Source organism: Streptomyces sp. NPDC005483, assembly GCF_040606035.1.
In the GTDB taxonomy this organism is placed as follows: Bacteria; Actinomycetota; Actinomycetes; order Streptomycetales; family Streptomycetaceae; genus Streptomyces.
In genome coordinates this window covers 157,163-176,085 of sequence record NZ_JBEXEA010000018.1, presented here as the reverse complement: position 1 = coordinate 176,085, position 18,923 = coordinate 157,163, and the positions used below count along the sequence as shown (strand labels likewise).

General features: G+C 70.2%; 15 protein-coding genes. 8 read left to right on the top strand and 7 right to left on the bottom strand.

The window, feature by feature from the left end:
* Positions 1-64: 64 nt before the first annotated feature.
* The 6 genes from ABZT06_RS31480 to ABZT06_RS31455 all read right to left on the bottom strand — a co-directional run bounded on the left by ABZT06_RS31480 (position 65) and on the right by ABZT06_RS31455 (position 8,485).
* Positions 65-1,069: a LacI family DNA-binding transcriptional regulator gene (locus tag ABZT06_RS31480; RefSeq protein ID WP_355748452.1), complete on the bottom strand. Its 1,005-nt coding sequence runs from the start codon at positions 1,067-1,069 to the stop codon at positions 65-67.
* The gene (yicI, locus tag ABZT06_RS31475) at positions 1,069-3,318 is read right to left on the bottom strand and encodes an alpha-xylosidase (protein ID WP_355748449.1); all 2,250 of its coding nucleotides are present in this window, start codon (positions 3,316-3,318) and stop codon (positions 1,069-1,071) included. Before yicI ends, ABZT06_RS31480 begins: the two co-directional genes overlap by 1 nt.
* Positions 3,319-3,331: 13 nt before the next feature.
* Positions 3,332-4,156, bottom strand: coding sequence for a carbohydrate ABC transporter permease (locus tag ABZT06_RS31470; RefSeq protein ID WP_355748446.1), 825 nt, complete (start codon positions 4,154-4,156; stop codon positions 3,332-3,334).
* Positions 4,153-5,100, bottom strand: coding sequence for a sugar ABC transporter permease (locus tag ABZT06_RS31465; RefSeq protein WP_355748443.1), 948 nt, complete (start codon positions 5,098-5,100; stop codon positions 4,153-4,155). The genes ABZT06_RS31470 and ABZT06_RS31465 overlap by 4 nt, the downstream gene beginning before the upstream one ends.
* The gene (locus tag ABZT06_RS31460; protein WP_355748440.1) at positions 5,097-6,395 is read right to left on the bottom strand and encodes an extracellular solute-binding protein; all 1,299 of its coding nucleotides are present in this window, start codon (positions 6,393-6,395) and stop codon (positions 5,097-5,099) included. Before ABZT06_RS31460 ends, ABZT06_RS31465 begins: the two co-directional genes overlap by 4 nt.
* A gap of 743 nt (positions 6,396-7,138) precedes the next feature.
* The gene (locus tag ABZT06_RS31455; RefSeq protein WP_355748437.1) at positions 7,139-8,485 is read right to left on the bottom strand and encodes an MFS transporter; all 1,347 of its coding nucleotides are present in this window, start codon (positions 8,483-8,485) and stop codon (positions 7,139-7,141) included.
* Between the two features lie 83 nt (positions 8,486-8,568).
* On the opposite strand from ABZT06_RS31455, the gene ABZT06_RS31450 reads away from it, so the two are divergent.
* From ABZT06_RS31450 to ABZT06_RS31415, 8 genes are all read left to right on the top strand, one after another.
* Positions 8,569-9,564: a LysR family transcriptional regulator gene (locus tag ABZT06_RS31450; RefSeq protein ID WP_355748434.1), complete on the top strand. Its 996-nt coding sequence runs from the start codon at positions 8,569-8,571 to the stop codon at positions 9,562-9,564.
* Positions 9,565-10,195: 631 nt separating this feature from the next.
* Entirely contained in the window at positions 10,196-11,239 is a 1,044-nt protein-coding gene (locus tag ABZT06_RS31445; protein ID WP_355748431.1) for a hypothetical protein, read from the top strand.
* Complete coding sequence (locus tag ABZT06_RS31440; RefSeq protein WP_355748428.1) at positions 11,239-13,443, top strand: glycosyltransferase; 2,205 nt, start codon at positions 11,239-11,241, stop codon at positions 13,441-13,443. Before ABZT06_RS31445 ends, ABZT06_RS31440 begins: the two co-directional genes overlap by 1 nt.
* Positions 13,440-14,645, top strand: coding sequence for an acyltransferase (locus ABZT06_RS31435; protein ID WP_355748426.1), 1,206 nt, complete (start codon positions 13,440-13,442; stop codon positions 14,643-14,645). Before ABZT06_RS31440 ends, ABZT06_RS31435 begins: the two co-directional genes overlap by 4 nt.
* Before the next feature lie 14 nt (positions 14,646-14,659).
* Complete coding sequence (locus ABZT06_RS31430) at positions 14,660-15,151, top strand: hypothetical protein (protein WP_355748423.1); 492 nt, start codon at positions 14,660-14,662, stop codon at positions 15,149-15,151.
* Positions 15,144-15,443 carry a hypothetical protein gene (locus ABZT06_RS31425; protein ID WP_355748420.1) on the top strand — a complete coding sequence of 100 codons (300 nt, stop codon included), beginning with the start codon at positions 15,144-15,146 and terminating at the stop codon, positions 15,441-15,443. The genes ABZT06_RS31430 and ABZT06_RS31425 overlap by 8 nt, the downstream gene beginning before the upstream one ends.
* Before the next feature lie 202 nt (positions 15,444-15,645).
* Complete coding sequence (locus tag ABZT06_RS31420) at positions 15,646-17,028, top strand: nitrate/nitrite transporter (protein WP_355748417.1); 1,383 nt, start codon at positions 15,646-15,648, stop codon at positions 17,026-17,028.
* Between the two features lie 119 nt (positions 17,029-17,147).
* Positions 17,148-18,299, top strand: a complete 1,152-nt coding sequence (locus ABZT06_RS31415) for a uroporphyrinogen-III synthase (protein WP_355748414.1) — start codon at positions 17,148-17,150, stop codon at positions 18,297-18,299.
* Here the strand turns inward: ABZT06_RS31415 and ABZT06_RS31410 are convergent, their stop codons facing one another.
* The gene (locus tag ABZT06_RS31410; protein ID WP_355748412.1) at positions 18,300-18,782 is read right to left on the bottom strand and encodes an anthrone oxygenase family protein; all 483 of its coding nucleotides are present in this window, start codon (positions 18,780-18,782) and stop codon (positions 18,300-18,302) included. It lies immediately after the preceding gene.
* Positions 18,783-18,923 lie beyond the last annotated feature (141 nt).

Here is an 18,923-nt window from a genome sequence, read left to right as displayed (position 1 = left end):
GAACAGCGCGAGGGCCCGTACTCGACCGAGTGCGGGCCTTCCGCGTACGCCCTTCGCCGACGGGTCAGGAAACCGTCCGCCACCCCGTGCTGGCCCGCTCCGTCATCCTCGGCGGCAGCAGGGTCGACTCCGGTACGGCCGTCCCGTCCAGCTTCCTCATCAGGAGCTCCACGGCCCGCTCACCCACCTCCGCCGACGGCAGCGCCACCGAGGTGATCGGGACGCGGACCGACTCGGCCAGCTCGTCGGGGCAGATCGCGGTGACCGAGAGGTCGGCCGGCACCCGTAGGCCCAGTTGCTCGAAGGCGTCGACCAGGGGCCCGAGGAGGGCCTCGTTGTGGACGACCACTCCCGTCAACGCGGGCTGTTCGCGCAGCAGTCGCTCGGCGACCTCGCGGGCCGCTCCGGGCTCGCAGGGATGCACGGCGGACGACATCCCGCTGCGGTCGGCGGCGGCCGTGAAGCCCTGGACCACCCGCTGGGCGAAGGCCGTCCGGCGCACGTACACCTCCGGCGGGGAGCCGACCAGGGCCACCGACCGGTGACCGAGCCGCGCCAGATGCTCCACGCACGCCTCGCCCGCCGCCTTGAAGTCGAGGTCGACGCAGGTCAGGCCCTCCGGGGAGGCGGGGAAGCCGATCAGCACGGACGGCAGGTCCAGGGACCGCAGCAACGGCAGCCGGGGATCGTCCAGTTGGACGTCCATCACGATCAGCGCGTCGACCAGCGCCGTGTCCGCGACCCGCGTCAGCCCGTCCTCGCCCTCCTCCTGGGTGAGCAGCAGCACGTCGTGGTCGTGGCGGCGGGCCGTCGTGACCACCGACACCGCGAACCGCATCACGGTCGGGACGTGGATCCCGGCCCGTAAGGGCACGACCAGCGCCAGCACGTTCGAGCGCCGGCCGGCCAGGGCGCGGGCGCCCGCGTGCGGGCGGTAACCCAGCTCACGGATGGCGTCCTCGACGCGCTGCCGGGTCTCCTCGGAGATCGGGCGCTTGCCGCTCAGGGCGTAGGAGACGGTGCTGGGGGAGACCCCGGCCCGCCGCGCCACATCGGTGATCTTCACCATCAGCCCAGCTCCAGGGAGAGGAACCCGGTGCCCGCCTGTGCCCGCGCTGTCCTGTCTCCGGCCGCCAGATTCCAGGGGGCCGACGGATCACCGCAGGACGCCCGCAGCGTGGCCCCTTCGCGTACGACGGTGAAGGCGACCGCGCCGACCCGTACCGTGACCTGCTCGCCCCGCCCGAGGCCGTACGCCCGCAGGGTCACCCCGTCGGCGTGGTCGTAGTCGGGCCGGTCGTCCACCGCGCCGACCGGGAGTACGGCACCCGGCCTGACCAGCAGCGGCACGCTGAGGAAGTCGTGCTTCTCGCGCACCCAGCGCGGGCCGGTCACCGTCTCGCCGGTCACGAAGTGGGTCCAGGTGCCCTCGGGGACGTAGTAGGAGACCTCGCCCTCGTCGTTGAACACCGGCGCGACCAGCAGGTCGGGGCCGAGCATGTACTGCCGCTCCAGGTGCGCGCATCCGGGATCGTCCGGGAACTCCAGGACCATCGCCCGCATCACCGGCACGCCCGCGGTGTGCGCGGTGCGCGCGGCCTCGTAGAGGTACGGCATGAGCCGCAGCTTGAGATGGGTGAAGTGCCGCAGTACGTCCACGGATTCCTCGTCGAACAGCCACGGCACGCGGTAGGAGGAGCTGCCGTGCAGGCGGCTGTGGGAGGACAACAGGCCGAAGGCCAGCCAGCGTTTGAACAGGGAAGGTGTCGGGGTGCCCTCGAAGCCGCCGATGTCGTGGCTCCAGAAGCCGAAGCCGGACAGGCCAAGGGACAGACCCCCGCGCAGGGACTCGGCCATGGACTCGTACGTCGCCTCGCAGTCGCCGCCCCAGTGCACCGGGAACTGCTGGCTGCCCGCGGTCGCCGAGCGGGCGAAGACCACCGCCTCCTCCTCGCCGCGGTGCTTGCGCAGCACGTCGAAGACGGTCCGGTTGTAGAGGTAGGTGTAGTAGTTGTGCATCCGCTCCGGGTCGGAGCCGTCGGACCACTCCACGTCCAGCGGTACCCGCTCGCCGAAGTCGGTCTTGAAGCAGTCCACGCCCTGCGCGAGCAGCGCCTCCAGCTTGGACGCGTACCAGTCACGGGCGGCCGGGCTGGTGAAGTCGACCAGCGCCATGCCGGGCTGCCACAGGTCCCACTGCCACACGCTGCCGTCGGGACGCCGGAGGAGATGGCCGAGCGCCTTGCCCTCCGCGAACAGGGGCGAGCGCTGGGCGATGTACGGGTTGATCCACGCGGAGACCCGCAGGCCCCGCGCGTGCAGCCGCGCGAGCATGCCCTCCGGGTCGGGGAAGACCCGCGGGTCCCACTGGAAGTCGCACCAGTTGAACTCGCGCATCCAGAAGCAGTCGAAGTGGAAGACGGAGAGCGGGAGTTCGCGTTCCCGCATGCCCTCGATGAAGGAGGTCACGGTCTCCTCGTCGTACGACGTCGTGAAGGACGTCGACAGCCACAGGCCGAAGGACCAGGCGGGCGGGAGGGCCGGGCGGCCGGTGAGGGCCGTGTACTTGCGGATGATCTCCTTCGGGGAGGGCCCGTAGATGACGTAGTACGTCAACTCCTGGGTCTCCGCGCTGAACTGGACGCGTGACACGGCCTCCGAGCCGACCTCGAAGGAGACCTTGCCCGGGTGGTCGACGAAGACGCCGTAGCCCGCGTCCGTGAGGTAGAACGGGACGTTCTTGTAGGCCTGTTCGGTGGCCGTGCCGCCGTCGGCGTTCCAGATGTCGACGACCTGGCCGTTCTTGACCAGCGGCCCGAAGCGTTCGCCGAGGCCGTAGACCGAGGTGCCCACGCCGAGGCCGAGCTGCTCGCGCAGGTAGTGGGCGCCCGAGGCGTCCCGCATGATGCCCATGCCCTTGGGGCCGCTGCCGGTCAGCAGCCGGCCGTCCGCCAGGAAGTCGACCTGCCAGGTGTCCGTGCGGGCGACCCGGACCGACAGGGCGCCGGAGGTGAGGGTGGCGTGCTCCTCGTCGTACTCCGCGTGCGCGGCGAAGTCCTCTGTCCGCACCTCGAACTGGGGGCCCCGCGGCTGCTCGCCCTCGAAGTGGGTGAAGGTGACGCCGATGACGTCGGGTATCGGGGCATGGGCGCTGATCGTCACGACCGGTCCCTTCAACAGGTCGCCGCGGCGGCGGATGGGCTGGGTCGGCGCGAGGATGTCCAGCCGGCCGTCCGCCGCGGCGACCTCGTGGACCTGGGCCGGATGCGCCGCGGTGACGCCCTCGCGCAACAGCCAGTAGCCGTCGGTGAACTTCATCTGTGGGGGGTCCTTACTTCACGGCACCCACGGCGATACCGCGGGTGAGGGTTCGCTGGAAGAGGAGGAAGAACACGATCGCGGGCAGGACGCCGAGCAGGGCGGCCGCGTTGGTCATCGTGGCGTCCATCAGACGCTGGCCCTGGAGGACGCCAAGGGCCACCGACACCGTCTGGTTGTCGTTGGAGATCAGCATGACCAGCGGGAGCAGGAACTCGTTCCAGGTCCAGATGAAGAAGAAGACCAGCAGCACACCGAGGGTGGGACGGCTGACGGGAACCACGATCCGCCACAGCACCTGCCACTTGTTCGCGCCGTCGATCCGGGCCGCTTCCAGGATCTCGCGCGGGAACTGGCCGAGCACCGCGGAGAGCAGATACGTGCCGAACGCCGCCTGGATCACCGTGAACACGATGATCACGCTCAACCTGGTGTCGTAGAGGCCGACTTCCTTGCTCAGGTAGTAGACCGGGTAGACCAGCGCCTCCTGCGGCAGCATGTTCGCCAGGACGAAGAAGGCGAGGACCCAGGCGCGGCCCTTGATACGGCCGATGCCGATCGCGTAGGCGTTGAGGACCGAGAGGACCACGGCCAGTACCGCCACCGAGCCGCTGATCAGTACCGAGTTGAGGAGCTTCCGGCCGAAGTCGACGCGCTCCCAGAAGTCCTGGATGCCGTTCGTGTAGAAGCCGTCGGGGAGGCTCAGGGGACCGTGCTGGGCGTACTCCGTGGGGGACTTGAAGGCGTTGACCGTGACGATGAGGAACGGCACGATCATGAACAGGGCCGCGATGCACAGGGCGATCAGGACCGGGTAGCGGCGCAGGGCGGTGGTCATGGGTCGGTCCTCTCCTGGAGCCTGAGACCGATCAGGGAGAGCGCGAGGATGATCACCGTCAGCACGGTGGAGATCGCGGCGCCGTAGCCGACCTGCGTCTTCTCGAAGAACGTGGTGAAGGAGAAGTAGGAGGGCACGTCGGTGGCGCCGCCGGGCCCGCCCTTGGTCAGGACGTACACCGCGCCGAACACCTTGAGCGCGGCGATCGAGCACCAGGTCAGGACGACGTAGATCTCCGGGCGGATCTGCGGCAGCGTGATGTGCCAGAAGCGGCGCCACCAGCCGGCGCCGTCCAGCTCGGCCGCCTCGTACAGCTGCGGGTCGACGCGTTGCAGGCCCGCCATGAAGACGACCAGCGGGAAGCCCAGCTGGACCCAGACCATGACGCCCATGACGCTGTAGAGCGCTAGGTCGGGATCGCCCAGCCAGTCCTGCTGCCGGCTGCCGAGGCCGATCGCCTTGAGGAGGGCGTTGAGGGAGCCGTTGTCGGGGGCGAGGATCCAGCTCCAGACGATGCCGGCGACCGCGATCGGCAGCACCTGGGGGAGGTAGAAGCAGGCGCGCAGCACGGCGGCGATCCGGCTGCCGAAGTGCTTGCCGACGTAGTCGAACAGGGCGGCGGCGAGGACGAGTCCGAGGGCCGTGGGGATCGCCGCCATCGCCACGACCATGAACAGGCTGTGCCGGAAGGACGCCCAGAACTCCGCATCGTCCATCAGCTCGCGGTAGTTGGCGAGACCGGACCATTCGGGGGAGCCCACGCCCTGCCAGTCCGTGAAGCTCACGTACGTGTTCATCACGAACGGCAGGACGATGACCGCGAGGAAGGCGAGGGCACCGGGGAGGAGGAAGAGGGTGTAGGAGTCGCGGGGGCGGCGCGGGGGCCGGGGGGCGCTGCCGCCCTTGCCGACCACCCGCGCACCGCGTTCGACGGTCGCCGTCATTGCTTCGGCGCGCCCTTGTCGTAGGCCTCCTGGAGATCGCCGAGGTAGCCGTCGGGCTTCTCGCTGCTGGTGATCAGCTTCTGGGTCTCGGAGACGAGGACGTCGTAGAAGCCGGGGACCGGCCAGTCGGGGTAGAAGGCCAGGCCGTCGTTCTCGGACAGGGTGTTGAAGTCGTCGATCAGGGTCTTCGACCGGGGGTCGGTGATGGCGGAGGCGTCGGCCGCGACGGGGACACCGCCGGAGTTGCCGAGCAGGTTCTGGATCTTCTTCGACATGGTGATGTCGATGAAGTCGTAGGCGAGGTCCTTGTTCTTCGAACCCTGCGGTACGACCCAGAGGTTGCCGCCGGAGCCGAGGGTGAGCTTCGAGTCGGGCCAGCGGAAGGTGCCCCAGTCGAACTTGTTGTCCGTCTTGAAGCGGCCGTACCACCAGCTGCCGGAGAACAGGATCGGCGCCTTGCCGGAGGTGAAGGAGACACCGGCGGCCTCCTCGTTCTGGCCGCTGGAGGACTTGCTGAAGTAGCCCTTCTTCACCCAGTCGGCGAAGGTCTGGGCGCCGTAGGTCCAGGTCGCGTCGTGGAAGTCGGTCTTGCCCTTGTAGAGCTGGTAGGCGTCGACCCACGAGCGGTCGGCCTTCGACAGCGCGAGCTGGTAGAGGTACTGCTGGGCGGGGTAGGCGGCGCCGCCGTTGGCGAGGGGGGTGACCTTGTTGTCGACGAACTTGTCCATCGCGGCGGTCAGTTCGGCCAACGTCTTCGGCTCGGCGATGCCGTACTTCTTGAAGAGGTCCTTGTTGTAATAGACCATCGTGTACTCGGCGTAGTTGGGGACGCCGAACCACTTGCCGGAGCCCATCACGCCGTTGGTGTCGTAGAGGCTGGTCGTGCGGACGCTGGGGCTGAGCTTCTTGTCCCAGCCGCGCTTGGTGGCCTCCTGCGTGAGGTCGGTCAGCAGGCCCTGCTTGGAGAGCAGGCCCGCGGTCGCGTTGCCCTTGTTGTACTCCATCAGGTCGGGCGCGTCCGAGGAGTTGAGGACCATCGGGGCGGTCTTCTGGATCTGGTCGAAGCTCTTCTCCTCGAACTCCACCTTCACACCGGGGTGCGTGGCCTCGAACTCCTTGATCGCCTCCTTCCAGGCGATGCCCATCGCGCTGTCCGGGCCCTCGTAGTGCCACAGCCGCAGCGAATGGCCGTCGGAGGACCCGCTGTCCGAGCCTCCGCAGGCGGCCATCGTCATCAGCAGCGATCCGGTCAGGACCACCGCCGTCGCCATCACACGCCTTCGTGCCGTCAACATCCCGTACCTCCGGGGAGTCGGATGGTTGCTTCGGGCGGGGCGCCGCGCAGGGGTCGTCGATTCGACTCGGTTCGACGACCCCTGTCGAAGCGCTTCGACGAAGGAACGTATGTGTCGGCTTTGAAGGTCGTCAATGGGTTGTGCAGGATCAGGTGAAGCGATTCGACGACCTGGCGGTGGTGAGGTGGGCGTCAGTGGGGGTGGGGTGCCGGGGGTGCGTGGCGGTGCGCTGGTCGGGCTTGCGGGGGCGGTCAGGGTGGGGGTGTTGTGGCCCGCCGACGGCGAGATGTGTTCCACCGCCCGGCTGCCGGGCGCGCTTCCCAGGGGATCCCGCCGAGCGGGCGGTCACCGCGAGGGCCGGGCCGTGCTCTCGTTGATCTGGTGCAGGTGAGTGCGATCGGTGCCGCCGCGGCCGCAGTGCGCCGGATGCCCGTGCTCCGCCCTTCGGCGTGACGGTCCGCAGGCGTGGGCGCGATGATCAGTGCCGGTGCGGATCGCTGGGGCCGGGATGTCGTAGCCCGCACCGGGGAGATGTCGTCCGCCGTCGGGGCCGTCAGCCTCCTTTTGGGGGTGACCCTGCTGGAGGTGGTTGGTCACTGTGGGCGTCGGTGCGGGCGCGATCATCGGTGCGGCCGTAGATCGCTGTGGCCGGGATGCCGTGGCCCCGCACCGGGGAGGGAGATGTGTTCCGCCGTCGGGGCCGTCAGTGTGCTTTCGGGGGCTGTCCCGCTGGACGGGGTCGGTCACTGTGCGGGCCGTGTTGTCGTGGGTCGCGTCGAGGTGAGCGCGATGATCAGTGCCGCCGCGGCCGCCGTGACCGGGATGCCGTAGGCCGCCGGGGGCGACACGTGTTCCACCGTCCAGCCGCCGGCCGCGCTTCCGCAGGCGATCCCGCCGAGCAGGCCGGTCACGGCGAGGGTCATGCCCTCGTTGAGGCGGCCGGGTGGGGTGCGGCGCTGGACCAGGGTCATCCCGGTGACCATCGTCGGGGCGGTCGCCATCCCGGCGATCAGCAGCGCGGCGGCCAGGGCGAGCAGGGAGCCGGTGAGGGAGGCGGCCAGCAGCGGGAGCGTGAGCAGAGCCGTCATGGCGGCTATGCACCACACGTAACGGCCCTCCGCGGACCCCGTTCCGGTCCGCCGCGTCGCCCCGTAGACCAGCCCCGCCGCGCACGAACCGGCCGCCTGGAGTGCGAGCACGACCCCGGCCGCCGAGCGGTGTCCCTGCGCGTCGGCGAAGGCGATGGTGACGACCTCCATGGAGCCGAACACCGCACCCATGGCGAGGCAGACGGCGAGGAGGGGAGGCACGCCGGGTGCACGCAGGGGCGCCTTCGAGAGGCCGCGCTCCCGCACCGGTGGCTCCGTCGCACGCTGGGCCGTGAACACCAGCATCCCCGTCACCAGCAGCACCACCCCCGCCAGCGTGCCCGCCTCCGGGAAGAACGTCGTGCACAGGAAGGCCGCGAGGACCGGCCCCAGCATGAAGCACGCCTCGTCCACGACCTGCTCGAAGGAGTTCGCGACATGCAGCGACCTCTCGTCGCCGTGGAGCAGGTGGGCCCAGCGGGCGCGGGACATGCCACCGAGGTTGGGGGTCGTGGCGGTGGCGGCGTACGACACGAAGAGCGTCCACGCCGGGGCGCCGAGGCGGACGCACAGCAGCAGCGCCAGCGATCCCAGTGCGGCGAGCAGCGTGGCCGGTACGGCGATCTTGGCTTGTCCGTGTCGGTCGACGAGCCGCGCGGTCCACGGGGCGACGACCGCCGTGGCCGCGAGACCGGCCGCGGTGACGGCGCCGGCGAGGGCGTACGACCCACGCGTCCCCGCGATCATGACGACCGCGCTGACGCTGAACATGCCCATGGGCAGCCGGGCGAGAAGGTTCCCGATGGTGAACGCGCGGGCTCCGGCGGTGGCGAGGAGACGGCGGTAGGGGCCGGGGGTGCGGCGGCGACACGGGGAGCGCTGGGCGCGCGGGCCTCGTGGGGCTCGTGGACCTCGTGCGCCTCGTGGGCCTCGCGGGCTGAAGTCGACGATGACGAGCGCGTCGGCGGTCGTGGTGGCCATCGGTCGGTTCGGTTGCGGCATGCCCTCACGGTCGCGTGGAGACGATCAACGGGTCCAACACCTTCTCCGTACCGATTCACGCACCCGTGTTGTAAGTTCGCCCGATGTCCGCGCCCCGCCCGAGTCCCGGCCCACGCTCCCACCACCTCGACCCCCGCCTCCTGCGAGCCTTCCTCGCCGTCGCCGACGAACTCCACTTCACCCGCGCGGCGGCCCGGCTCTACGTCGCCCAGCAGGCGCTCAGTCGCGATGTACGGCGGCTGGAGCGGGAGTTGGGCGCGGAGCTGTTCGTGCGCACCACCCGGCAGGTGACGCTGACAGTCGACGGCGAGCGGCTGGTGCCGTACGCCCGCCGGGCCCTGGACGCCCAGGACGAACTGCTCGCCGCCTTCGCGCAGGCCCGCCCCCTGCTCGTGGACCTGAACTTCCCCGACCAGGCCACCGCCCGCGCCGTGCTGCTGCGGGCCAGGCAACTCGCCCCCGACCAGGAGCTGATGGCCCGCTACGAGAGCGGGCTGACGGGCGCTGCGGGGGAGCTGCTGGCCGGTCGCCTCGACGCGTCCTTCGGCCGGTTCGCCGGTCTGGACCCGGCGCTGCGGGCGGCCCTGGACCACCAGCCCGTGCGTTACGAGCCCATGGCCGTCGTCCTGCCCGAGGGCCACCGGCTGGCCTCCCTGGAGCGGGTGCCGCTCGCCGCCCTGGAGGGCGAGACCGTGTACGCGGGGGCCGGAAATCCGCGCACCCCGGAATGGACCGATCTCGCTCGTCGGCTGTTCGAAGGACGGGGCATCGAGATCGCCCCGCCGGCCCCGCTCGCGGTCGGCGACGAGGAGTTCCAGCGGATCATGGCGAAGACCCGGAACCCGATTCTCGCGGTCGTGGATTTTCCGGCCATGCCCGCTACCGTGCTGCGTCCGCTGGTCGAGCCGGTACCGCTGTCGCCCGTGTCGTTGGTGTGGCGCAAGGGTCTGGCGCACCCCGCCTTCGACGCCCTCCGACGCGCCGCAATCGAACTGTCCCTCGAACATGACTGGCTTCGTCGGCCCTCTGATGGATGGGTTCCAGCCACCGATGAGGCCGATATGAACATCCATAAATGACACGTGGCAAACACACCTACTTCGTGTGCGCTACCTTCGTCGCCTGAGCACGGTGTGGTAAAGGGGGCGCTCGGACCAGGTGGGGGCCTGGTTCGGCCGACGTGTGCTCAAGGTCGACAGCGCACCCAGATCAGCCCGTGGGGGGATGTGCGTGCGCGTGAAAAAGTGGCGAGAAGACGCCCAACCGGAGTGGCCCGAGGTTGCATCAGGGGCCCAGGACACAGTGACAACCGGGGGCGCCACCCAGGCTTTTCCGGAAGCCGGGGAGATCAGGGAAACCGAGGAAGCCGGAGATGCCGGTGGGGCCGGCGCCCCGTCCTCCGGTGGGACCGGACCCCGGGTTTCCGGTGGGATCGGACTCCGAGCCTCCGGTGGGGCCGGCGCCCCGTCTTCCGGTGGGACCGGACCCGGGGTTTCCGGTGGGACCGGACTCCGAGCCTCCGGTGGGACCGGCGCCCCGTCCTCCGGTGGAACCGGACCCCGGGTTTCCGGTGGAACCGGACCCCGAGCCTCCGGTGGGACCGGCGCCCCGTCCTCCGGTGGAACCGGACCCCGGGTCTCCGGTGGGCCCGTGGCCCCCGGTGGGACCGGACCTCTGGCCTCGGGAGGAATCGGACGCCTGGCTTCCGGTGTGGCCGGACCCCTGGCCTCCGGCAGATCCGGAGCCCCGGCCCCGGTCGGAACCGGAGCCGCCGCCCCGGTCGGAACCGGAGCCCCGACCCCCGGTGGAACCAGCCCCCTGGCCGGGCACGGCAAGGGGGACTTCCCGGGCGCCCCGAAAGCGGACCGGGGCCGGAGCCTTCCCGAGCCGCCCGGCCGCGGAGCCGTCGTACGTGACCCGTGGGACGAGTCCGGCAGCGGCGCCGATGGTGCCGCCGGCACCCACGACCCGCACGAGGTGACCGTCCAGCTCGACGGGATCAGCCTGAAAGGCGACGACCGTATCGAGGGCCGCCCCGGGGGCGACGGCGGATCCGAGGGTTCCGACGGCCCGGTCTTCGTCGACGAGTCGGGCCGGCGCAGCCGACGCTTCCGGCGGATCGGCATCGCCGTCGGTCTGGCCTGCGCGGTCTACGCCGTCGTCATCGTCGTCACCCTGCTGTCGGGCAACTCCAACGCGCCCTGGCTCCCCATGAACGGTCCGAAGGGCGACGCCCCGGCCGGGAAGGTCGACACCAGCCCGGTGCCGGCCGAGTCCGCCGAGCCCTCCGTCGGCGCTGGGGTGATCCCGGGGACCACCCCGACGGTCAGCGGCGGGGCGACACCGGTGCCCGGGACCAGCGGCACCGCGCCCGGTGCCACCGTGAGCCCGGGCAGGCCGGGGGCGTCCGCCGATCCGTCGGCCACCGCCAGGCGGCCGGGCGGCAACCCGTCGGTCAGCGCCGATCCGTCGACGCAGCCGACGCAGTCGGTCAGCCCGCCGCCCAGCCCGTCGGTCACCCCGCCCGTCACCACCAGCCCCGAGCCCTCGGTCGCCCCGACCCAGACCACGGGCGGTGACAGCGCCGGACCCGGCCCGGTCGCCGACGGCCCGGCCGCACCCGTGCCCGTCGCCTCGGAGACCTCAGGCACCGGCAATGGCACTCCGCCCGTCGCCGCGGACCCGTCCGCCCCCTCCGCTCCCGCGCCTTCCGGCGCCCCGCTCTCCTCCCCGTCCCCGGAGCACATCCTCTGATGGCATCCCGCACCCGCCGACCAGGGGCCGCCGCACCAGGAGCCCCCGGCGGCTCCAGGCGCCGTCGCCTGCCCATGCGCCTGCTCTTGCCCGTGCTCGTCCTCGTCGCCCTCATGGCGATGCTGATGCTGCGCGGCTACGTCCACAGCGAGATCCTCGCCGACCACCGCATCCAGCCCGAGGCCGCCACCGACAAGGTGCCGGAGAAGATCCTCGACGGCGGCCCGGTGATCGACACCCGCAGCGGGCGCGCCACCAGCCTGAGAGTGCCCGACCGCCGACTCGTCCTCACCTTCGACGACGGCCCCGACCCGACCTGGACCCCCAAGGTCCTGGACGTCCTCGAGAAGCACCACGCGCACGCGGTCTTCTTCGTCACCGGCACCATGGCCTCCCGCTACCCGGACCTGGTCAAGCGCATGGTCGACGAGGGGCACGAGATCGGGCTGCACACCTTCAACCACCCCGACCTGTCCTTCCAGTCGAAGAAGCGCATCGACTGGGAGCTCTCCCAGAACCAGCTCGCCCTCGCCGGCGCGGCCGGTGTCCGCACCTCGCTCTTCCGCCCGCCGTACTCCTCCTTCGCCGACGCCATGGACGACAGGTCCTGGCCGGTCACCGAGTACATCGGCACCCGCGGCTACATCACGGTGGTCAACAACACCGACAGCGAGGACTGGCAGAAGCCCGGCGTCCGCCAGATCATCCGCAACGCCACGCCGAAGAACGGCAAGGGCGCGATCGTGCTGATGCACGACTCCGGCGGTGACCGCCACCAGACGGTCCAGGCGCTCGACCGGTTCCTGCCCGAGATGAGGGACAAGGGCTACGAGTTCGACAACCTCACCGAGGCCCTCGACGCGCCCACCGCGCACACCGCCGTCACCGGACCCGAACTGTGGAAGGGCAAGGCGTGGATCTTCCTGGTCCAGGCCTCCGAGCACATCACCGACGTGCTCGTCGTCGGACTGTCGATCATCGGCTCCCTGGTCATCGGGCGCTTCGTCCTCATGCTGCTGCTCTCGGGCGTCCACGCCCGCCGGGTGCGCCGCAAGGACTTCCGCTGGGGAGAGCCGGTCACCCAGCCGGTGTCCGTGCTGGTCCCGGCGTACAACGAGGCCAAGTGCATCGAGAACACCGTCCGTTCACTGATGGCGAGCGAGCATCCCGTCGAGGTGCTCGTCATCGACGACGGTTCGAGTGACGGCACCGCGCGGATCGTCGAGGCGATGGGCCTGCCGAACGTCCGGGTGGTCCGCCAGCTCAACGCGGGCAAACCGGCCGCCCTCAACCGCGGCCTGGCGAACGCCCGTCACGACATCATCGTGATGATGGACGGCGACACGGTCTTCGAGCCGTCCACCGTACGGGAGCTGGTCCAGCCCTTCGGCGACCCGCGCGTGGGAGCCGTGGCCGGCAACGCGAAGGTCGGCAACCGGGACTCCCTGATCGGCGCCTGGCAGCACATCGAATATGTGATGGGCTTCAACCTCGACCGCCGGATGTACGACGTCCTGCGCTGCATGCCGACGATCCCGGGCGCGGTGGGAGCCTTCCGCCGTTCCGCCCTGGAACGCGTCGGCGGCATGAGCGACGACACGCTCGCCGAGGACACGGACATCACGATGGCCATGCACCGGGACGGCTGGCGCGTGGTCTACGCCGAGAAGGCCCGCGCGTGGACGGAGGCACCGGAGTCGGTGCAGCAACTCTGGTCGCAGCGCTACCGGTGGTCGTACGGCACCATGCAGGCGATCTGGAAACACCGGAAGGCGTTGGTGGAGCGAGGCCCGTCGGGCCGCTTCGGCCGCGTCGGCCTCCCCCTGGTCTCCCTGTTCATGGTGGTCGCACCCCTGCTGGCCCCCCTGATCGACGTGTTCCTGCTCTACGGCGTCGTGTTCGGCCCGACCGAGAAGACGATCGTGGCCTGGCTGGGCGTCCTCATGATCCAACTGGTCTGCGCCGCCTACGCGTTCCGCCTCGACCGGGAGCGCATGACCCATCTGATCTCGCTGCCGTTGCAGCAGATCCTCTACCGCCAGCTCATGTACGTCGTACTGCTCCAGTCCTGGATCACGGCCCTCACCGGAGGCCGCCTGCGCTGGCAGAAGCTGCGCCGGACGGGAGTCGTCGAGGCACCGGGCGGACCGGTACCGCGGCAGCGGACGCGCAGCGAGAGTGACGAGCGGAGGCCGGTCGGATGACCCAGGAGTACACGGCGGGACAGCGCGAGGCGACTGCCGCGCCCAAGGCACCCGGCCGGGACCGCTACCTGGACCTTCTTCGCTCCCTCGCCCTGGTGCGAGTGGTCCTCTACCACCTGTTCGGCTGGGCGTGGCTGACCGTGCTGTTCCCGTCGATGGGCGTGATGTTCGCGCTGGCGGGCTCGCTGATGGCGCGTTCGCTGAACCGGCCGACGCTGAGCGTGATCAGGGGCCGGATCCGCCGGCTCCTGCCGCCGCTGTGGGCGTTCAGCGCGGTGGTGCTGCCGCTGATGTTCGTGGGCGGCTGGAAGCTTTCGGAGGATCCGGACCACAGCGGTACCTGGGGCCTGCTGGAGATGGTCAACTACGTCATCCCGATCGGCGCGCCGCCGTACCCCTGGGAGGTCGGCTTCCCGAAGGACCTGCTGGAGAGCACGTGGGCGGACCAGGCGGTGGGCCCGCTGTGGTACCTCCGCGCCTATCTGTGGTTCGTGCTGGCCTCCCCGCTGCTGCTGTGGGCGTTCCGCAGGGTGCGGTGGGCGACCCTGCTCGCCCCGCTGGCCCTGACGGCGGTCGTGGGCACCGGAATCGTCACCGGCCCCGGCGAACTCGGCAACGCGGTCACCGACTTCGCGGTCTACGGCAGCTGCTGGATCCTCGGTTTCGCGCACCACGAGGGCGTGCTGGCGAAGGTCCCGCGCTACCTCGCCGTCTCCGGCTCGGTCATGGTGATGTCCTTCGCCCTGTGGTGGGCCTCCGGCCATCTGGGCCCCGAGGGCTGGGACCTGAACGACATCCCACTCGCCCAGGCGACCTGGTCGTTCGGTTTCGTGGTGATCCTGCTCCAGTACTCGCCGTCCTGGCAGGAACTCCCGGGCCGCCTCGCCCGCTGGGACAAGCTGGTCACCCTCTCCAACAACCGCGCCGTCACGATCTACCTCTGGCACAACCTGCTGATCATGGCCACGGTCCCGATCATCGACCAGGCCTACCGCCTCCCCTTCATGCAGAGCGACCGCGCGGTCGCGGCGCTCGACGCGACGGACATGCTGTGGATGTTCTTCCTGGTGTGGCCCCTGATCGGGCTGGCGATCCTGGCCTTCGGGTGGATCGAGGACCTGGCGGCGAAGAGGCGGCCGAGGTTGTGGCCGAACGGTTCACGGCGGTATCGGACCGGACCCACGGCGACCTCGGGACAGTGAGGTAGAAGGGCGGTATGGATACCGCTGTTCTTGAACGGATGCTGGACGAGGCCTTCGATCATGCTGTCGTGCACCACGGTTACACCAACTACATGCGCGACTATGAGGTCATCGCCTACGCCACAGCGGATCCCCGTACCGGCATCACGCCGTCCTATCTCCGATACCTCTTTCGGTACTGCGTCGAGGCCCGGTGCGAGACGTCAGTGCGGGCGGAGACCTGGCGGGTCTCTTTGGACGACCGGCTCATCGAGTCCGAGACCGGCGCCGACCTCGACGGTTACGTCTGGGGCGTGCGGTGGCACTGTTTGTACCCGGGAGCCAAGCTCCTCTCTGAGTCGGAGGCGACCCGCCGCTGGTCGGACGCCCTCGGGATCGACTTCCACGAGGTGCGCATGGAAACCAACGCGCACAACCTGACCCTGCTCTTCTCGGACCTCCAGGTGAGCGAAGTCCCGGTGGGATACGCGCCCTTCGTCGCGACGGATGACGCGGAGAATGGCTGATCTGCAGGACGTCGCGGTCACGGCGATGCGCGCCCTCGTCGACCGCGGTCATCCCCACGACGTGATCGACGTCCACGCGGTCTGCCCGTACTACTCCGTGATCGAGCTGGAGCAGCTGGGCGAGTTCGACCCACGTGAGCTGCGGGAGCGGCTGGAAAGCGTCGTATGGGTCGGCGACGAGGAGTTCGCCGCCCACGGGCTCGCCCCCGAGGAGATCGCCGAGCTGCGGCGATGGGCGCTGGAGTGGGAGTCCGATCTCGGGCTGCGGATCCTCGAGGACTACGACGAGTAGGCCGGGCTCTCACGCCCCGGCCCCCCGAAGCGGAGCTCTTCGTAACAAAAAGCCCCCACGACCTCTCACCCCACCCCTCGCCGGGGTGAGAGCAAAGTTCCTTTCCGGTCACCCGGTGCCACAGGCAGGAAACGCCGCGTCCCTACCTTCGGGGTCAGTCACTCGTAGCAGGAACCGAGCCCCGTCGCACCGTGGAGGCGTCATGACAGCCCCTAGTACAGCCCCCGCACCCCCGAGCAGGGGCGGCCGCTGGATCCAGCAGTGGGATCCGGAGGACGAGACCTTCTGGAAGGAGACCGGAGAGAAGGTCGCCAAGCGGAACCTGCTCTTCTCCGTTCTCTCCGAGCACATCGGCTTCTCGATCTGGACCCTGTGGTCCGTGCTGGTGCTCTTCATGGGCCCGGAGTACGGGCTGACCCCGGCCGACAAGTTCCTGCTGACGTCGATGGTCACGCTCGTCGGTGCCGTCGTGCGCGTCCCCTACACCTTCGCCGTCGCCCTCTTCGGCGGGCGGAACTGGACGATCATCTCGGCCAGCCTCCTCCTCATCCCCACCGTCGCCGCGTTCACCGTGATGAAGCCGGGGACCTCGTTCGACACCTTCCTGCTGGTCGGCCTGCTGGCCGGTATCGGCGGCGGCAACTTCGCCTCCTCGATGACCAACATCAACGCGTTCTTCCCCCTCCGTAAGAAGGGGTGGGCCCTCGGGCTCAACGCCGGCGGCGGCAACATCGGCGTCCCGGTCATCCAGCTGGTCGCTCTCGCGATCATCGGCGCCAGCGGCGGCCCCCGGGTGCTGCTCGGGATCTACATCCCGCTGATCCTCGTCGCCGCCGTCCTCGCCGCGGTCTTCATGGACAACATCGAGAACGTGAAGAACGACACCGGCGCCGCCAAGGACGCCGCGAGGGACGGCCACACCTGGATCATGTCCTTCCTCTACATCGGCACGTTCGGCTCGTTCATCGGCTACAGCTTCGCCTTCGGCCAGGTGCTGACGAACCAGTTCGGCCGGACCCCGCTGGAGGCCGCGTACGTCACCTTCATCGGCCCGCTGCTCGGCTCGCTGATCCGTCCGGTGGGCGGGGCGCTGGCCGACAAGTACGGCGGCGCGAAGATCACGCTGTGGAACTACGTCGGGATGGCCGCCGCGACCGCCGTCCTCATCGCCGCCAGCATGCAGAAGTCGCTCGGACTGTTCACCGTCGCCTTCGTGGTCCTGTTCGTCCTCAGCGGCCTCGGCAACGGCTCGACCTTCAAGATGATCCCCGGCATCTTCCACACGAAGGCCCTGGCCAAGGGGCTCGAAGGAGAAGCGGCCGCCGCCTACGGACGCCGTCTCTCCGGTGCCTCCATGGGCCTGATCGGCGCGGTCGGCGCGCTCGGCGGCGTCGGCATCAACCTCGCCTTCCGGCAGTCCTTCCTCTCCTACGGCTCCGGCACCGGCGCGTTCGTCGCCTTCCTCGCCTTCTATGCGGCCTGCTTCCTGGTCACCTGGGCCGTATACCTTCGCCGTTCGGCCACCCAGGGTCAGGCCTCGACCGCCACTGAGGCGAAGCCGCAGCTCAGCTACGCCGAGGTGTGACGTAACACTGGCGACATGAACCGGAACCGAGCCTGTCACGAGCCGTTGACAGGCTCGGCCGGCATGTAGGGACGACGACGTACGACTGTGTACGACGACTCGAGTGCGGGACGAGAGCCATGTACGAACAGCAGGCAACAGAGCAACACGGCCCCCTCGCGGGGTTCACCGTGGGAGTCACGGCCGCGCGCCGGGCGGACGAACTCGGTGCGCTGCTCCAGCGCCGCGGGGCCGCGGTCCTGCACGCGCCCGCCCTGCGGATCGTGCCCCTCTCCGACGACAGCGAGCTGCTGGCGGCGACGAAGGACCTGATCGACCAGGCACCGGACGTGGTGGTGGCCACCACGGCCATCGGGTTCCGGGGGTGGGTCGAGGCCGCCGACGGGTGGGGGCTCGGTGAGGCGCTTCTCGACCGGCTGCGCGAGGTGGAGCTGCTCGCGCGCGGGCCGAAGGTCAAGGGGTCCATACGGGCCGCCGGGCTGACGGAGGACTGGTCGCCGTCGTCCGAATCCATGGCCGAGGTGCTGGACCGGCTGCTGGAGGAGGGCGTCGAGGGCCGCCGGGTCGCCATTCAGCTGCACGGCGAGCCGTTGCCCGGGTTCGTGGAGGCCCTGCGGGCCGCCGGGGCGGAGGTCGTGGGGGTGCCGGTGTACCGGTGGATGCCGCCGGAGGACCTCGGGCCGATGGACCGGTTGCTGGACGCGGCCGTCTCGCGGGGCCTGGACGCGCTGAGCTTCACCAGTGCGCCCGCCGCGGCCTCGCTGCTGTCGCGCGCCGAGGACCGGGGACTGCTGCCGGAGCTGCTCGCCGCGCTCAACCACGATGTGCTGCCCGCGTGTGTCGGGCCGGTGACCGCGCTGCCGTTGCAGGCGCGGGGGGTGGACACGGTCTCTCCCGAGCGTTTCCGGCTCGGGCCGCTCGTGCAGTTGCTGTGCCAGGAACTTCCCGGCCGGGCCCGGTCGTTGCCCATCGCCGGCCACCGGGTGGAGATCCGGGGTCACGCGGTCCTGGTCGACGGGGGGCTGCGGCCGGTGCCGCCGGCGGGGATGTCCTTGCTGCGGGCGCTGTCGCGGCGGCCGGGGTGGGTGGTGTCCCGGGCGGAGCTGTTGCGGGCGCTGCCGGGCGCGGGCCGTGACGAACACGCCGTGGAGACGGCGATGGCCCGTCTCCGTACGGCCCTCGGCGCACCGAAGCTGATCCAGACGGTGGTGAAACGGGGGTACCGGCTGGCGCTCGACCCGGCCGCCGACACGAAGTACGCGGACGTCTAGTCAGTCGGTCGGGGTGGCGCGGCTGCCGGTGGCCTTCACCAGCAGGCCCAGCGTCACCGTCAGCAACACCGCCCGCACCGCGTTCCACGCCGCCCACGGGTCCTCGAACTTTTTGCGCAGCGCGCCGGGGTCGCCGTTCCTCATGAGGCCGTCGTTGAGCGGGATGTTGAAGACGACGGTGACCAGGAAGGCCAGGGCGGAGGTCGCGAGCGCGGCCCAGACCCACCCGCGGTCGTCGCGGCCCCGCGCCTGCCAGGCCGCCACCGCCGTGAGGAGGGGCGCGCCCAGGAAGCTCAGGAAGAACACCGGGTTCTGGACGACCTCGTTGATGTCGCGCATCACCTCGACGTAGACGCCGTCGTCGCTGCGCGCCAGGGCGGGCATCACGGCGCACGCGAAGACGTAGAAGGCCCCGGCGATCAGGCCCGTGGCGACCGTGGCCGCGCCCAGTACGAGTCGGCTGCTCCTGCTGCTCTGTGTCATGTCTCCAGTCAAGAGGCCCGTCCGTCGCGCCGACATGGCCGAGACGCGCACCCCCATACGTGCCCGTCCAGGCACCGCTCCCGGTACGAGGGGTTCCGGCGGCGAGGGCGGGAAGGCACTGTTAGAGGGAGCCCCGGAACA